Genomic DNA, 16,621 nt, shown 5'->3' on the forward strand with positions numbered 1-16,621 from the left:
ATTTCGATTATAAAGAAAAAATCGGCGGTGGTCCAAACCACCTGCCGTTTAATATTTTCTTAGAAAAACAGGATCTGTTTTCAATATGTTCCGTCGGATGGTTTCATGACAGATGGATTGGACCTTTTCAATCCCCTGTGTCGAATTCGCTAAAACTCTCACCGCAAAACCCGGAACGCCCAGCATCGATATACCGATTCTAGCATCCAGGTACTCATCAAACCTTTCTTGCAGCTCCTCAACCGCAGCTGAATTAATCCGATGATCAATAACGATCAATGACCCAAAATGAGTATAACCCTCCATCATGCCAATCCCGTCAATATCTTTGTCGGGTTGTAATTTAATATGATCAAAAAGTACCAGTCGATCCCCCATGTAAATTTCCATTTTTGACTGGAGGAAGTCATATTGAAAAAGAGTTCCATCAGGAGCCCAGCCCGGGGTAAAAATGTCCGAGCAAATGAACGAAGCATCTTTCTCCATCTTCACCACCATCGTCTGCTTAAAACGAGCATTCTGATAGGCAATGACAGGGTCTGGCAAATACTCTAAAACACTTCCACTTTTTAAATAGATGTTCGTCTCCTGAAAAGCCGGTCGATTTCGTGTTTTATAAATTTTAGTAGAGGATTGGGTTGTCACAACCACGCTTGCGGCTTCTTCCACCCCAATATTGATTTTATAAGTATCCCCGTCAACGTAGCCTCCACCGGGATTCATGATATAAAAATAGGCCTCGCCGCTTGTGGTAAGGTAAACGGGTCTAGTGATTTTAAAAGCCCCCTCTGAATACGAGTCCTTTAAAATGGTGTGATCCCCTTTTTTGGAAGCCATCAGGCTTAGGTATCCAGTCCACATTTCCACCTATCCCAATCCTACTAACAACGTATTCCTTTTTATCCAATCAATTACCTGGTCAAGGCCTGTATCGGTTTTTAAATTCGTAAAAATGTATGGCCTTGTGCCTCTGGCTGCCTTCGTATCTGATTCCATGACCTCCAAACTCGCCCCCACATATGGTGCCAAATCAATCTTGTTGATAATAAACAGATCAGATTTAATCATCCCTTGGCCGCCTTTACGAGGTATTTTTTCCCCCTGGGCGACATCAATTATGTAAATAGAGAAATCGACCAGTTCCGGACTAAAGGTAGCAGCCAAGTTATCCCCTCCGCTCTCGACAAAAATAATCGAAAGGTCAGGATGTTTTTCCTTTAATTCATCAATCGCAGCAAAATTCATCGATGCATCTTCCCGTATCGCGGTATGCGGACAGCCTCCCGTTTCCACGCCAATTATTCGGTCACCAGGCAGCACACTATTTTTAATTAAAAATTGGGCATCTTCCTTTGTGTAAATATCATTCGTTACGACAGCCATTTTAAATTCATCATTTAGATGTCTCGTTAACCGCTCGACCAGCATGGTTTTTCCTGCTCCAACCGGCCCGCCAATTCCAATTCGTATAGGCTCCATCTTCTCCCCTTCTTTCTTTTATTTTTCAGGACATAAATAACCGTACATGCAGCCTCTCATGACGCATTTGGGCAATTTCAATCCCAGGGGCAACTGCACCAAAGTCATCATGCTCCATTTTGTCTATTTGTTTTACCGTTTCTACTAGATATGGTTGAAGCTCTAAAAGAACTTGTTGACCCGCTGTTTGACCAAGCGGAATACCGCGTACCGCATTTTGAACTAGTGTGCCGACAGTAGAATATAGATAGGTCAACATAATTTGATATTGATCTATTTTTAAAAATTGACTAATAATCGCAAATACAATGGCAGGATGTCCATAGGCTTCACTGTGCTTTATTTTCATCTGATAATCTTCTAATAATGGAATTGAATATAGATCCCTGCCCATTTTAATCAGCCTTTCGCCAATTCTCCTATTAGCTTGGCGGGTTTCTTTAGGAATATTTTGTATATAAAGCTTTCGGTCGAGGGCCCAAACCTCCTCTATTTGATTCTGTCTTAAGGCATCAATAGCCAACCGGCAAGCGAGCCCATCAGTTGCAGCTAGTTGTTTTTCTAAAAACATTCTAATCCAACTAAAGAATGTTTCTTTATCATGAATCATGCCTTCCTGTATATAGGTTTCAAGACCAAGTGAATGGGAAAAGGCTCCTGAAGGAAAGTTCGAATCGCCAAATTGCAGCAAAGCTAATAGCTGATTATCCATGATGATGACCGATATGACGGAAAGCTTTTTTTACTTTTCTTATTTGCCTTGAATATGGCACATCTAATTGTTCTAGGAGCTCCTGAACAAGGTAATCAAATTGGACGAGCATATCTTCACCTTCAAATTGAGCTGGCAGATGGCGGTTCCCGAGCTGATGGGCAATCTCCCCCATTTGCTTTATATTCGCAGGCTGAATCACCAGCAAGTCATCATTCATCACACTTATGACAATCATATTGTGTTCATCCATATATAATATATCGCCATCTATAAGATCTTTAGGCTCCTTTAAGCGAATCCCCACCTCTTTCCCATGGTCGGTAGTCACCCGCTGGATGCGCTTCACCAAATCATCGCTTGATAAATAGACCTTTTCGATATGCCTGCCAGAGGATGGGATATCCTCAACATTCCCAACGATTTGTTCAATAATCATCTTTATCCCCCTTTACTGATCCTCTTTTAAAATAAAAAGTAGCGCTGTGCCATCGGCAGAATCTCAGCCGGATCACAGGTCACAAGTTCCCCGTCCACCATGACTTCATAGGTTTGTGGATCCACATCTATTTTGGGCATTTCACTATTTAGCTTCATATCTGTCTTGCTTAAGTGACGAATTCCCTGAACCGGTTTGATCAGCTTTTTTAATCCGAGCTGCTGTGGAACACCAAGATTAATCGCTGCCTTTGACATAAAGGTAATCGAAGTAGAATATTTTGCTTTTCCATAGGAAGCGAACATAGGGCGGTATATTACAGGCTGAGGAGTGGGAATTGAAGCATTCGGATCACCCATCAGACTGTGGGCAATCATACCGCCTTTTAGTACCAGTTCAGGCTTAACACCAAAAAATGCCGGATCCCAGATGACGAGGTCGGCCAGTTTTCCTGCCTCAATAGAACCAACCTCCTCCGCAATACCATGAGTAATCGCCGGATTAATCGTATACTTGGCAATGTAGCGTTTGACCCGAAAATTGTCGCCCACACCGGTATCCTCTGGCATCTTTCCTCTTTGCTTTCTCATTTTATCCGCAGTTTGCCATGTCCGGGTAATAACCTCTCCCACACGGCCCATCGCCTGTGAATCGGAACTAATCATACTAAATACGCCCAAATCATGGAGAATATCTTCGGCCGCAATCGTTTCTTTGCGAATCCTTGAATCGGCAAAAGCAATATCCTCCGGTACCTCAGGGTCTAAGTGATGGCATACCATCAACATATCAAGATGTTCATCTAAGGTATTTTTTGTATAGGGACGGGTTGGATTAGTAGAAGACGGAAGAATATAGGGATAGCTGGCAACCTTAATAATATCAGGGGCATGCCCGCCTCCTGCCCCTTCCGTATGATATGTATGGATGACCCGTCCATTGATCGCTGCCAAGGTATCTTCGACAAACCCGCCCTCATTTAAGGTATCGGTGTGGATCGCGACCTGGACATCATACTGGTCTGCAACCCTAAGGCAATGGTCGATTGCCGATGCCGTTGTCCCCCAGTCTTCATGAAGCTTTAGGCCAATGACCCCAGCATTAATTTGTTCAATTAACGGTTCTCGTGCGGACGAATTTCCTTTTCCTAAAAATCCCAAATTCATAGGGAATTCCTCTGCTGCTTCTAACATACGATGGATATTCCATTCACCCGGTGTACAGGTTGTGGCATTGGTTCCAGTCGCAGGACCTGTGCCGCCTCCAATCATGGTCGTAATCCCTGAGGATAGGGCGGTTTCAATTTGCTGCGGGCTAATAAAATGAATATGAGCATCAATGCCGCCGGCCGTGACGATCATCCCTTCCCCGGCAATGACCTCTGTTGAGGCCCCAATAATCATATCCACTTTTTCCATCACAAGCGGATTTCCGCTTTTACCTATACCAGCAATCCGTCCATCACGAATCCCGATGTCCGCTTTATAGATCCTAGTATAATCGACGATAATGGCATTGGTAATCACAGTATCGAGCGCTCCGTCTGCTCGGGTTGCGAGCGGATGCTGTCCCATCCCATCCCGAATCACTTTACCGCCGCCGAACTTCACTTCATCGCCGTAAACGGTAAAGTCCTTTTCTATTTCAATAAATAAATCAGTGTCAGCAAGGCGGATGGCATCCCCTGTTGTGGGACCAAACATATCCGCATATTGCTTTCTCGACATTCTAAAGCTCATGATGTCCCTCCTTTTTAGTATCTAGAGGACCATTTGTTTGATTATTTAATCCATAAACTTCGCGGCGGCCCGCGAAGGGAACGAGCTCTACTTCTTTTGCGTCGCCAGGTTCAAACCTTACAGCCGTGCCTGCAGGGATATTTAAGTGTTTGCCATATGTTTGATCGCGGTCAAATTGCAGTGCTGCGTTTACCTCATAAAAATGAAAATGTGACCCTATTTGGATCGGTCGGTCTCCAAGATTGAGCACCATGACCCTTGAAGCAGGCCTTCCTTGATTACAAATAATTGGGTCCTTTCTTAAGCGGTATTCACCTGGAATCATACTTTTCACTCCGTAAAAAATGGCATATTGTAAATTTTTTACATTACTTGTAGAATAGTTTGGTTATTTCGTAGTAATAATTTAATTTTTGTAGAATTGATCCTAGAAAACGTAGAAAACTCCCTTAGTTTCGTAGAATAACTCACTAATTTCGTTGAATAGCCCTAAAACCCGAAATTTTTATCGAATCGGTTGATGTACGGTTACTAGTTTTGTGCCATCAGGGAATGTCGCCTCGACCTGAATGTCCCGAATCATTTCAGGAATACCTTCCATGACATCTTCCGAGGCTAAAATTTTGGTCCCCGCACTCATTAATTCCGCAACCGATTTTCCATCCCTTGCTCCCTCCATTATTTCGTACGTTATAAGCGCAACTGCTTCCGGATAATTAAGTTTTAAGCCGCGGTCCTTCCGGCGCCTCGCTAAATCGGCTGCCACCACGACCATTAATTTCTCCTGCTCTCTCTGGGTAAGTTTCATTCCTTTTACCTCACTCCCTTAGTTCAGGCAGACACCCATTTTGTCATTTGTTACTCCATTTTGATCGTCATAAATCACCTTGCCACGCAGCATCGTCTTCTTAACCTTGGTTGAAAATACCCTGCCTTCATAAGGGGAATAGGCATTTCGAAATCCAAAAGACTCTTTTTCGGCAACAGTCGTTTCATCTAAACAAAAGAAGACTAAATCGGCATCTAACCCCGGACTAATTCTTCCTTTTCTTTCCTCAATTCCAAAGCGGTCTGCGACATTGGAGGTTCCTAAAGGGAAAATCTGTTTAAGAGGCACTCCACGTTTCAAAGCCTCATCAACCATTGCCAGCCACGTAAATTGAACTCCTTGGATACCACCCCAAGCTTCCCAGATCGAATCGGTTGACTTCATGGAATAAAGACATGGGGAATGATCAGACCCAATTGTGTCAATCATGCCATTTGCAACACAGTCCCATAATCCTTCGACAGCTTCACGTGGTCTTAACGGCGGTGCACATTTGAGAATCGCTCCCTCCCTGAGAAAATCCTCTTCATCAAAGATTAAATAGTGGGGGCAGGTTTCCACTGTTACGTTCACGCCGCTTTTTTTAGCTTGCTCGATAAGACCGACAACTTTGGGTGAACTAATATGAACAAAATGAAGAGCTGTTCCATATTTGGCGGCAAGCTCTAACGCATAACTTACTGCCTTTTCTTCTGCCGAGATTGGTCTGCTCGCTAAATAAGCACTTCGTTCATTCAGCCAAGGATGCTGTTTATTAAAAGCTATAAGTCTAGCAATATCCTTTTCCCATTCCGCGTGGAGGGCGAGTACTTTGCCATGGTCCTTTGCCGCTAGCATGGCTTGTTTCAATTCAGTGGGAGATAAGTATTGAAAGTCATCGATCCCACTTTCACTCATAAATGACTTCCAGGCAATCACTCCCTCACTCATTTGGGCTAATTCCTGTCTATTATTTAGGTTAGTACCAGTCATCCCGCCCCAGAGGGCATAATCGATATGGGATAATGACGTTAAATACTCTCTCTTATCAGTTAAATTTTGTAAGCTTATGGTAGATGGGGAACAATTTAGCGGCATATCAAAAATGGTGGTCGTCCCACCCATTGCGGCGGCACGACTTCCTGTCTCAATCCCTTCCCAATCGGTTCTGCCTGGATCATTAAAATGAACATGGGCATCGATAAATCCGGGAACCACTAGGCAGCCACTTGCATCGATAATGTTTTCCGCTGTCTCAATCAACGGACCTGCTTCACTCTCCACAAGTGAGACAATCTTCTCGTCGATAATTTTAATGGTTACCTCACGAAATCCTTCTTCAGTAAAGACAAGGCCATTCTTTATCAATAGCTCTGTTGTTTTTTTATCCTCCTTAACTACTTCAGTTAGAACTTTAGCCATCGGTCAATCACTCCTCGATGTTAGTAACCTGATTTTCTTTTAAGCTTGTAATCGCCTTTTCCACTGCACGAATGATTCCGCCATATCCCGTACAACGGCATAAATTCCCCGAGAGTGCTTCCTGTATTTGTTGTTTAGTCGGGCTGGGGTTTGAATCAAGCAATGCCTTAACAGCCATAATCATCCCCGGAGTGCAATACCCGCATTGAAATCCGCCCTCTTCTAAGAACGCTTTTTGAATCGGATGTAATCCATCCTCCTCTAGTCCTTCTATTGTATTAATGGAGGTATGGTTTGCCTGGTAGGCCAAAACCAGACATGAGTTAACCAATTGACCATTCATATGAACGGCACAGGCACCACAGCGGCCAATTTCACAGGACATTTTTGTACCTGACAACCCTAAGTCTTCCCGTAAAATATCCAATAGCCTTGCTGCCGGCGCTGCCTTTAACTGATGGAGGACACCATTTACAGTAAGGGCAAGCTCTATTTTTGGGACAGCTGTTGGCAGGTCAATACTCTGGATGACATGCTTCATATCCATGGTTTCATCTCTCCTAAACTGATAGATTTTAATAAAAATTCAGGAGAAACAGGCAGCTTATTCACCCAGCAGCCCGTTGCATCATAAATCGCTCGAACAATCGCCGGCGCAACCGCAACCGTCCCAATTTCCCCCACCCCTCTTGGACCAAATGGGTCGCCCACCGCCAGTTTTTCAATCGCCTCAACATTCGTCTTGTAGGGAACATCACAAATGGTGGGAATAAAATAGTTGTCAAAGTTATCAGTTAGATAGATTCCCTTATCCATGACGGCTTCCTCCATCATGGTATAACCTAGGGCCATTACGCCTCCGCCTTCTATTTGACCTAGATATCCCAACGGGCTGACAACAGGGCCAGCTGCTACCGCTTGGTCGATTGTACTCACCTTCACTTGGCCTGTTAACAAATCCACTTCTACGTGAGCGATTACAGCTGCAAAAGCATAAAGATAATGACTTCCTCCCACTGTTGCATCAGGACTCGTTGGAAAGTTAAACGAAGTGTGGACATTAATTGACCGGCCAGTTGGCATCTGATGCGCCAGCTGGGCGAAAGTAATAAAAGGACCCGAAGCATCCATCTCTCCGACCTTCCAGATTCCCCTTGGTCCCATTTGCAGCTGATCAGCAGAAATCCCTGTAATCATCTGTGCAAGTTCTAGAACTTGCTTCCGAAAGGAATCCTTCATTCTCATTAGTGCCTGCCATACCATACTTGTTGATCTTGAGGCAGTCGATGAACCGCTGACAGGTACCAAAGCGGTATCTCCTATAACAATCTTAATATCTTTTTCTGTACACTCGAATTCTTCTATTAGTAAGGTTTCAATCACGGCCAAAAGACCTTGACCACACTCTTCAAACCCGAAGGCGGCTTCAATTTTCCCGGCCTTTGTAAAAGAAAGCCGGCCGCCGGCAGGATCATTCCGGTCGATTCCAAGTCCACCTCCGTGCATCGTGAGGGCAATGCCAGTCCCTCTCACCTTCCATTTATCGAGTTCCTCCCGCTTCCACCTCTTGGATTTTTCAGCATGTGAACGTTCAATCGCTTGAAGGACATCTGATGCTCCATTCGTAGGAGCTATTTTTTGTCCTAATGGCCCAGGATCATCCGCCTTCCTTAAATTCTTTAAACGGAATGTTACTGGATCCATATTCAACTTATTAGCAAGCCGGTCCATTTGCCCCTCTAATGCAAACGTGATCTGGTTCCCGCCAAAGCCCCGGAACTCACCTGATACGCCATTATTGGTAAAAACAGATAATCCCTCTATTTCCATATGTGGGATGATATAGGGACCCGGTGCATGCTCCACAGCAAAATCTAAAACGGCAGGACCTAAAGTGGCATACGCCCCAGTATCAGCGATAATTTTTACCTTATGGGCAAGAATATTCCCCTCTTGATCCACTCCTGTTTTCATCATAATGTTCATTGGATGGCGTTTAAGCCCTGCTCTGACCGATTCCTGTCTGCTGTTATGAATTTTGACAGGACACTTTGTCGCTAATGCCAGTAATGCCCCATATGGCTGAATATTTAATTCATCCTTCCCGCCAAAGGAACCACCCATTGGGCTTGAAACTACACGGATATCCGTTTCCGGCATATCCAGAATTCTTGCCAATTGAAACCGGTCCTTAAAACCATGCTGCGTCCCCACATAAACGGTTAATTTCCCATCTGGTTCCGGGACAATCACGCCGCCCTCGGTTTCCATATAGGCATGCATTTGCCTTGGCAACTCATAGGTTTCCTCGACAACAATAGCGCATGTTTGAAAAGCGGTTTCCACATCTCCTTTTTTAAAATAAGGATGATGTAGAATGTTGCCTCCTGGATGAAGAAGCGGTGCATCAGGCTGAAGAGATTTTTCGGGACTATCAACTACTGGCAGCTTCATGTATTCAACCCGAATTAACCGTAATGCCTGCTCGGCGATTTCCTTTGTATCTGCCGCGACAGCAGCTAGAGCATCTCCGACATATCGGACGCGGTCTTCACATAAAACTGGCTGATCCGGAAAAATAAGTCCAAAACCATTCAAACCAGGAACGTCCTTGTAAGTGACAACAGCCCTAACACCTGGAAGTTGCTCTGCTTCATCGACCGAAATAGATAAAATCTCGGCATGCGGCTCCGTGCTTCTTAAAATTTCCCCATATAACATGTTAGGAAACGTTAGGTCTGTAAGGTATCTCATTCTGCCGGTCACTTTTTCGGGACCATCAGGACGTACCCTTCTTTTCAGCTCTGAAAGGCTAGTTTGTAATGCCATAAGATCCCTTCCTTTTCTAACCAGCAAAGCCAGCAATCTTTGAAACAATCATATTGGCAGCGACCGCTTTTTTATAATCTGCCGTAGTAAACGCATCTGTTGCTGCATTGAATTCATCTTTTATCTTTTGAAAAAGATTTTTTAAGAGTTCATTGGACAATTTGGAACCTTCCACAAATCTTTCAACCCCGGCCAGTCGTTGAGGCGGCGTTGTCCCTCCCCCCGCAGCAAGGCGAATGTATTCGACCTCCTTTTGTTCGTTGAGCTGACAGCAGCCGGAGATGGTTACAATACTAGGGGTAAATGCTTCCCTGTATCCAAGCTTTTTATAAAAATAACTTTTCCCTTCAAGCTCTTTATTTTCAGGAACATATATGGCGGTAAGAATGGCACCATCTGATTCACTTAGACAATCTAATAATCTTTTTAGTTTTATTTTACCTCCATCATAAAAGGATAAGGTTGCATCGAGCGCCAAAAGGGCAGGAATTATATCGCCAAATCCTCCCGCAATATTGCCGCCAATCGTTCCACGATTACGAACAGCCAGAGCTGCAACATTTCTTATAGCCTCTGCTAATAAGGGGATATTTTTTGAAAGTGAAGGGTGATCCTTGCAAGCAGCTAGTGTGGTTAAAGCACCAATCCGGATACCAGCTTCTCCGTTAAAATTGGCTCTCTCACAACCTTGCATTTCTTTAATCTGTTCCAAACTAATTAAATGGCGGGGGCAATCCGTACCTTTTTGCCACTGAGTCTGCATGAGTGTTCCTCCCGCGATAAAGCTAGCCTCTTCACCTAACTGTTTTTTTAATTGCCAGGCTGCAGCCAGATTATCCGGAAGCCAAACCGCTGGCGAGTTTAACATCGTTGCTCCCTGCTTAATCATTACTCGACCAGCTCCTTTCCATTACCATCTCAGGCCGCTTTGTCCGCTGTCTCTGAATTAGTTCCGCTACAATACTAACTGCAATCTCCTCTGGACCTTCCGCCCTTATTGGCAATCCAACCGGGCTCTTAATCTCCGGCGGTATTTCTCGGCCATCAAGCAAACGTTGCGTCCTAGCTTTTGAGCCCAGTACACCCAAATATCTTAATTTTTTTCCTTTTAGAAGATGTAACAATTCTCGATCCTTTTGAAAATGATGTGTAAGGATGATGACAGAGTCTAAGCTGGATAAAGTCAGCATAGGCATCACTTCATTCGGAAAACCCACAATTAATTGATTAGCCTCCGAAAAATATTCTTCTTTACATAACGCCGAGCGCCAATCAGAGACAAGGACGGAAAAGCCTGCTTGAGCTGCCATATTAACTAATGGAATTGCATCCCGGCCAGCCCCAAAAACAATTAACCGCGGCTTTGGTTCAAAGCAATGGATGTAAATATCAGCTGATAATTCCGGTAAATAAGAAATTCCACTTTTCGGTATTTTTTGATGTATATCATTTACGAGCCTTTTTATTTGCAGGGGTACTCTTCCGTGCCACTTTCCAAACAGCTGTTGATGATCTGTGATAAACAAATAGTCAGTAACCGAATTGTCTTTCGCTAATTTTTTTATCACCGTCACACGGTTCCCATTATCTAAATGGAACTTTAATTTACAGAGATGCTCACGAAGACAGGCATCAATCGGTTCCAAGAGAACACTTATTACACCGTTACAGCCTGCCCCCTGCCCCCATGACAGATCGTCTTCGTCCCTTAAATCATAAACAACGGTGTTTGTTTTTCTTTGGTTTATGACTTCTTGAACTCGAAAGGACAAATCCGTCTCAAGACAGCCGGCACTTAGAAGACCTATTTGCGTTCCATCACCTCGAAACAGCGTGGAAGTCCCTTCTTTTCGATAAGCTGATCCTTCTACGCGAATAATCGTAGCAAGGACATCATCATTAGCAGACCCGACAATCGCGTCTAGAATCTCATGTATCCCGTCCATACAAGACCCCCTTATATTTATTTATTAATATAGACCTCCTAAAAACAACCATGTTCTATCTCTCTATAATTTGGGCTTAGTTGGATAGGTGAGAATATGTAACTAAGGAAAATGTTAAAGTTTCTATCATCAGCTTTTCACTAATAATATCCAAAAGGGGAGATAGCTTCTACATTGGCGTCATATAATCTAACATAGAAATTTTTATTTTTCAGAATTAGAAAGGCTGATCCTTTAATCTTTAACGGTTATATCGTTGGCATCCTTTCTTACCATGGCCATTTTGAAAAAGTCTGTCAGAAATCCTTACGACAAAGGAGAAAATATGCGTGTGTTATAGAATAATATATCTCAAGTTTAAAAGGGAAAATCTTACTTTCCTATTACTAGGCATAAACCTTTAATGACAAACGTTTAATTTAGGACGATTGGGGAGATTGTAATGTCAGCTGATAAATTTATGGTGGAAGCCATTGATGAGGCTCTATCCAATGTGATGAACAGTCATGGTGGACCATTTGGAGCTATAGTAGTAAAAGAGGGGAAAATTATTGGCAGGGGCCGTAATGAAGTTACAGCCTTAAACGATCCAACAGCCCACGCTGAGGTTCAGGCGATCCGCGAGGCCTGCCAAACTCTTAAAAGCTTTCAGCTTGAGGACTGTGAAATCTATACGAGCTGCGAACCATGCCCAATGTGCATTGGCGCCATTTATTGGGCGCGTCCAAAAGCTGTTTATTATGCCTGCACTAAAGAGGACGCAGCCAAAATCGGCTTCGATGATCAATTTATTTATGACCAGCTCGTATTACCTTTCGAAGCGCGAAAAATCCCTATGAAGCAAATTTTCCCTGCTAATGGCGACCTGCCGTTTAAAACATGGGAAAAATCACAAAATAAGGTGGAATATTAATCTGACAAAAAGAGGATGTTGAAGATGGAGAGAAATCAATTAGAAAGAAGAATCTCTGTGGCCTCTGGAAAAGAACCTGCAGATACCGTCATTAAGAATGGAAAAATTGTTGATGTATTTAACGGTGAAATAATGGAAGGTGACATTGCTATAGTTGACGGGTATTTTGCAGGGATTGGAGAATACAGTGGAAAAAACATCATTGATGCAAATGGCTGTTATATTTCTCCAGCTTTCATTGATGGTCATGTCCATATTGAGTCCTCAACGGTTACTGCAAGGGAATTTGCCAAGGTCCTCCTCCTCCATGGGGTTACTACCATAATTGCGGATCCCCACGAAATTGCGAATGTTTCAGGGGTGACTGGCATTCAATATATGCTTAATTCAACTGAAAACATTCCCTTTGACTTTTACTTTATGCTCCCCTCCTGTGTGCCCGCAACAGCCTTCGAACATTCCGGTGCCACACTTACGGCTGAGGATTTAAAGTCTTTTTATCAACATCCGAGAGTACTGGGATTAGCAGAAGTAATGAACTACCCAGCCGTGGTAAACGCCGAACAAGATATGGTCGGTAAAATATCTGACGCCAAACACTTGGGTAAAAAAATCGATGGCCATGCAGCGGGCCTAAAGGCTAATGATTTAAATGTATATATGTCTGCTGGCATTCGAACAGATCATGAAAGTACGACTACAGATGAAGCAAGAGATCGTCTTCGCAGAGGAATGTACTTAATGATTCGTGAAGGCACAGTAGCCAAGGACTTGAATCAGTTAATCCCTGTTGTAAATGAGCGTAACGCCCGCCGCTGTCTATTTGTGACAGATGATAAGCACCTAGATGACCTAGTTCACGAAGGCAGTATTGATCATAATGTTCGACTGGCGATTACTTCAGGGCTTTCTCCCTTAACTGCTATTCAAATGGCATCCATTAATGCGGCAGAATGTTTTGGTCTTGAAGACAAAGGAGCCATTGCCCCTGGTTACAGGGCGGATTTCATCTTCTTTGATAATCTCGACACCATTCAGATCACCGATGTATTTAAAGATGGTCGAGCAGTTGTTAAGAATAGCTTGCTAATCCGTGAACTAGGAAACGCAGATCCTTCGATATCAGCATCAATAAGAGAATCTGTCCGCTTTCATGAGCTTGAAGAGGATAGTTTTCAGATTCTTTTGAAGGAAAAGAAGGCAAATATTATTGAAATTATTCCTAACAGCCTGGTAACGATCCATCAAATTGAAGAAGTAGATACCTGTGAACTTGGTTTATTTCGACCATCTACAAAAAAGGATCAATTAAAGTTAGCCGTCATTGAACGCCATCATATGACAGGTGCAATAGGTTTGGGTATTGTAAAAGGCCTGGGTCTAAAATCAGGGGCGATCGCTACCACCATCGCCCATGATTCTCACAACCTAATCATTGCAGGCACTAATAATTATGATATGGTTGTTGCAGCTAACGCGATTAAAGATATGCAAGGCGGGATGGTTGTTGTTAATCAAGGGGAAGTAATTGCCTCATTAGAGCTTTCTATTGCAGGGTTGATGTCTGATCGCCCTTATCAGGAAGTGTACAGTAAATTAAATGAGATAAATCTGGCTCTTCGTACGTTAGGAGCGAACGACCACTTTAATCCATTCTTAACGCTTTCCTTTTTATCACTGCCGGTGATTCCGGAGTTAAAGCTGACAGATCAAGGCTTATTTCAGGTTTCCACATTTAAGCATATAAGCAATGATGCATAGTAAAAAGCCAGTTTTCTTCAAACTGGCTTTTTTAACATCTATAAAGCAATTGACTTCTTCTGATTGCTGACTTCCTTTTTACTATAAAAACGCTCAACAAAATGACCATTTAACGAAGCCAGGATTTGCTGAAATAGCATCGCAACAACAACAGGCACAGCAACTGCTGCCGGAAAAAAGGAGACCGCTAATACTGCACCAGCACTAATATTTCTCATCCCGCCAGTAAACGTTAGTGTAATCACAGTACTCTGTCCCCTTTTCATTAATCGGCCTACGAAGAAGGAAAACAAGTAACCGGTTAAAGCTATGAAAAAGACAATTACTATAATGCTAACCAGCTTAAGGTCAATATGTTTCAAATAAGGGGCAACGACCGACCCGTTCAACATCACAACAATACCTAAACAAATTTTTGAAAAAGGAGCAAGGCTTGGCCCTATTTGTTCTTTCACTTTCCCCTTTGTCAGCTGGTTTAAAGTCATCCCGATTAATGACGGGATTACCACCATCCCCAACATACCTTTCATAATACTAATTGTATCCATCTCGACTTTTTGACCAATAAATAATGACAGGGTCAAGGGAACAATAATCGGAGATAATAACGTATCGATTAAAATAATCGATAAAACTAAGGGAATATTCCCTTTATAGATAGAAACCCAAATGAAACTCGTGACACCCGTTGGAATCACCATACCTAGAACAAGTCCAGTAATCGTGTAAACATCACCTGAAAAAGCCACATGACCTACACCCCAGGCCCATAGCGGCATAAGGACGTGTAAAATCAACATTGCTAGAAATATAGGAAACGGATGAACAATGACATCTTTTAATGAGCGGAAATTGGAACTTAAACTTCCCTCAAATGTCATAAAGGCAAAAACCCATGGAATTAAATAAGAAAAATCCTTTATATAAGTGCTTAACAGAACGCCCAATATTACACTAACTGGAGTGATGAGCGGCATGATTTTGACAAGTCGTTTATTTAAACTTTGCAGCATGGAAATCTCTCCTCCCTATCAAAGAATACCACAATTTCTTTGCAGGGATTGAAAAAACTTCGTTAATCGAAAAGAATTAAAATTCTTAATGCCTTGGCGCCCAAAGGATCACCGAAACACCAATCAGACAGATGATCGCACCAATCCAATCGTATAAATCAGGGGTCTTTTTATCGATGCCCCACCCCCATAGTAAAGCGAGAATAATAAAGACGCCCCCATATGCAGCATACACCCTTCCAAAGGAGGGGAATTTTTGAAACGTGGGGATCACCCCATATACAACCAATATAATTCCGCCGAGAATTCCATACCAAAGTGGCTTGTTCTCACGGAGCCACTGCCATATCAAATATCCTCCACCAATCTCAGCAAGTCCAGCAAGAATAAATAAAATAATTGCCTGATTAATGATTATCACTCACCTTTTAAAATGTTTTCCAACACTATTGTATTGCAATCCCCTTTGTAAATAAAATCAGTAGGATTATAAAAATACACCTCAAGTCTTAGAGAAAAATAAATCCCCAGTGCATTGGGAAAGATTGGAGGATTTTGTATTCTATTCATAGAAGAGCTACAACAAAAGGGGATGTGTGAAAATGAAGAGAATATTAATACTTTTATTGGTAATAACCGGATTGTACATTGCTTATGAACATGCTCCCAGCTTTCAAACAATAGGAGCCAGCAGTGGCGGAAATAGTGACGGTCTAGCAGACATTTCAAAAAGTACCCAAGTGATTAAAGTAGATGTATCGAATGTCAGTACCACGATTATTCCAGAAGACCGGCCAAATCTAAGAGCAGTTTACGATGGGAAACAAAAACTGCAAGTAGCAGAAGATGGAGATACAGTGGAAGTTTCGGTCAAAAGTAAAGGATTTAGTTGGTTTAACTGGTGGCCATCCCCCCAAAAATCTAATCTAAAAATCTATATTCCGGAAAATTACGATCGAAATATGATGATTGACTTAGGCTCAGGGAATATAAATTTTTCCGGAAAGTCTAAGGCGCATCCCATGAAATTAGAAGATCTAACCATTGATATTGGATCCGGCAATATGAATCTTCAAAATCTGGATGTAAGACAATTTACTCCTGACGTTTCATCAGGTAATGTGGAAATAAACTCATTAAGAACTATAACAGGTACGATTGATGTCAGTTCAGGCAACCTAACGATCAAACACTATACAGGCGGACTCGAAGCAGATGTTTCTTCAGGAAGACTTACTATTCAAGCCGATAAACTCGTCAATTCCATTAAAATGGATGTAAGTTCTGGAATGGTTGGCCTCGATTTACCTGATAACGCTGATTTTACATTGAAGGGGGAAGTGAGCAGCGGCAATATCTCCTGCGATTTCCCTTTAACTACAAAAGACTTCAACAAAAAGAGTATCAAAGGCACCTATGGAAGCGGAAAATATAAAATCAATCTGGATGTTTCAAGTGGTAATATCCACATACATTAAAGCACGTAAACTCTACGTGCTTTTTGCATGCTCCCGCCTGTTCGTACCCATCCTACCCAGATGGAACAAAAGACCTCGATTT

17 protein-coding genes are annotated in these 16,621 nt (G+C 42.7%); 3 read left to right on the forward strand and 14 right to left on the reverse strand.

What is annotated here, in order from left to right; genetic code table 11:
- Nucleotides 1-48: 48 nt before the first annotated feature.
- From COD92_RS10005 to COD92_RS10060, 12 genes are all read right to left on the reverse strand, one after another.
- The gene (locus tag COD92_RS10005; protein ID WP_098996280.1) at nucleotides 49-861 is read right to left on the reverse strand and encodes an urease accessory protein UreD; all 813 of its coding nucleotides are present in this window, start codon (nucleotides 859-861) and stop codon (nucleotides 49-51) included.
- 6 nt (nucleotides 862-867) lie between these two features.
- Nucleotides 868-1,479 (reverse strand): urease accessory protein UreG, encoded by a 612-nt coding sequence (ureG, locus tag COD92_RS10010; RefSeq protein ID WP_098996242.1) that lies wholly within the window; start codon nucleotides 1,477-1,479, stop codon nucleotides 868-870.
- Nucleotides 1,480-1,504: 25 nt separating this feature from the next.
- Nucleotides 1,505-2,191, reverse strand: a complete 687-nt coding sequence (locus tag COD92_RS10015; RefSeq protein ID WP_098996243.1) for an urease accessory protein UreF — start codon at nucleotides 2,189-2,191, stop codon at nucleotides 1,505-1,507.
- Nucleotides 2,184-2,630 carry an urease accessory protein UreE gene (gene ureE, locus COD92_RS10020; protein WP_098527378.1) on the reverse strand — a complete coding sequence of 149 codons (447 nt, stop codon included), beginning with the start codon at nucleotides 2,628-2,630 and terminating at the stop codon, nucleotides 2,184-2,186. The genes COD92_RS10015 and ureE overlap by 8 nt, the downstream gene beginning before the upstream one ends.
- 26 nt (nucleotides 2,631-2,656) lie before the next feature.
- Entirely contained in the window at nucleotides 2,657-4,369 is a 1,713-nt protein-coding gene (gene ureC / locus COD92_RS10025; protein WP_098996244.1) for an urease subunit alpha, read from the reverse strand.
- Nucleotides 4,359-4,694: an urease subunit beta gene (locus COD92_RS10030; RefSeq protein ID WP_098996245.1), complete on the reverse strand. Its 336-nt coding sequence runs from the start codon at nucleotides 4,692-4,694 to the stop codon at nucleotides 4,359-4,361. Before COD92_RS10030 ends, ureC begins: the two co-directional genes overlap by 11 nt.
- A 180-nt stretch (nucleotides 4,695-4,874) precedes the next feature.
- Complete coding sequence (locus COD92_RS10035) at nucleotides 4,875-5,177, reverse strand: urease subunit gamma (protein WP_098527381.1); 303 nt, start codon at nucleotides 5,175-5,177, stop codon at nucleotides 4,875-4,877.
- A gap of 18 nt (nucleotides 5,178-5,195) precedes the next feature.
- The gene (allB, locus tag COD92_RS10040) at nucleotides 5,196-6,599 is read right to left on the reverse strand and encodes an allantoinase AllB (protein WP_098527382.1); all 1,404 of its coding nucleotides are present in this window, start codon (nucleotides 6,597-6,599) and stop codon (nucleotides 5,196-5,198) included.
- 7 nt (nucleotides 6,600-6,606) lie between these two features.
- Nucleotides 6,607-7,146, reverse strand: a complete 540-nt coding sequence (locus COD92_RS10045) for a (2Fe-2S)-binding protein (protein WP_255286499.1) — start codon at nucleotides 7,144-7,146, stop codon at nucleotides 6,607-6,609.
- Nucleotides 7,137-9,428 (reverse strand): xanthine dehydrogenase subunit D, encoded by a 2,292-nt coding sequence (gene pucD, locus COD92_RS10050; protein ID WP_098527383.1) that lies wholly within the window; start codon nucleotides 9,426-9,428, stop codon nucleotides 7,137-7,139. Before pucD ends, COD92_RS10045 begins: the two co-directional genes overlap by 10 nt.
- A gap of 16 nt (nucleotides 9,429-9,444) precedes the next feature.
- On the reverse strand, nucleotides 9,445-10,317 hold the full coding sequence (locus COD92_RS10055; protein WP_098996246.1) for an FAD binding domain-containing protein: 873 nt from the start codon (nucleotides 10,315-10,317) through the stop codon (nucleotides 9,445-9,447).
- Nucleotides 10,310-11,374 (reverse strand): XdhC family protein, encoded by a 1,065-nt coding sequence (locus COD92_RS10060; protein WP_098996247.1) that lies wholly within the window; start codon nucleotides 11,372-11,374, stop codon nucleotides 10,310-10,312. Before COD92_RS10060 ends, COD92_RS10055 begins: the two co-directional genes overlap by 8 nt.
- Before the next feature lie 442 nt (nucleotides 11,375-11,816).
- On the opposite strand from COD92_RS10060, the gene COD92_RS10065 reads away from it, so the two are divergent.
- Together COD92_RS10065 and ade are read left to right on the forward strand one after the other, a co-directional pair.
- The gene (locus COD92_RS10065; RefSeq protein WP_098527386.1) at nucleotides 11,817-12,287 is read left to right on the forward strand and encodes a nucleoside deaminase; all 471 of its coding nucleotides are present in this window, start codon (nucleotides 11,817-11,819) and stop codon (nucleotides 12,285-12,287) included.
- Between the two features lie 24 nt (nucleotides 12,288-12,311).
- A complete protein-coding gene (gene ade, locus COD92_RS10070; RefSeq protein ID WP_098996248.1) occupies nucleotides 12,312-14,048 on the forward strand; it encodes an adenine deaminase in 1,737 nt (578 codons plus the stop codon).
- A 38-nt stretch (nucleotides 14,049-14,086) separates the two neighbouring features.
- On the opposite strand, the gene COD92_RS10075 is transcribed toward ade, so the two are convergent.
- Both COD92_RS10075 and COD92_RS10080 read right to left on the reverse strand, forming a co-directional pair.
- Entirely contained in the window at nucleotides 14,087-15,061 is a 975-nt protein-coding gene (locus COD92_RS10075) for a bile acid:sodium symporter family protein (protein WP_098996249.1), read from the reverse strand.
- 85 nt (nucleotides 15,062-15,146) lie between these two features.
- The gene (locus COD92_RS10080) at nucleotides 15,147-15,476 is read right to left on the reverse strand and encodes a YnfA family protein (RefSeq protein WP_176550423.1); all 330 of its coding nucleotides are present in this window, start codon (nucleotides 15,474-15,476) and stop codon (nucleotides 15,147-15,149) included.
- Between the two features lie 187 nt (nucleotides 15,477-15,663).
- On the opposite strand from COD92_RS10080, the gene liaG reads away from it, so the two are divergent.
- Complete coding sequence (liaG, locus tag COD92_RS10085) at nucleotides 15,664-16,539, forward strand: LiaG family protein (RefSeq protein ID WP_098996250.1); 876 nt, start codon at nucleotides 15,664-15,666, stop codon at nucleotides 16,537-16,539.
- Nucleotides 16,540-16,621: the final 82 nt, after the last annotated feature.

The organism is Bacillus sp. AFS037270 (genome assembly GCF_002585305.1).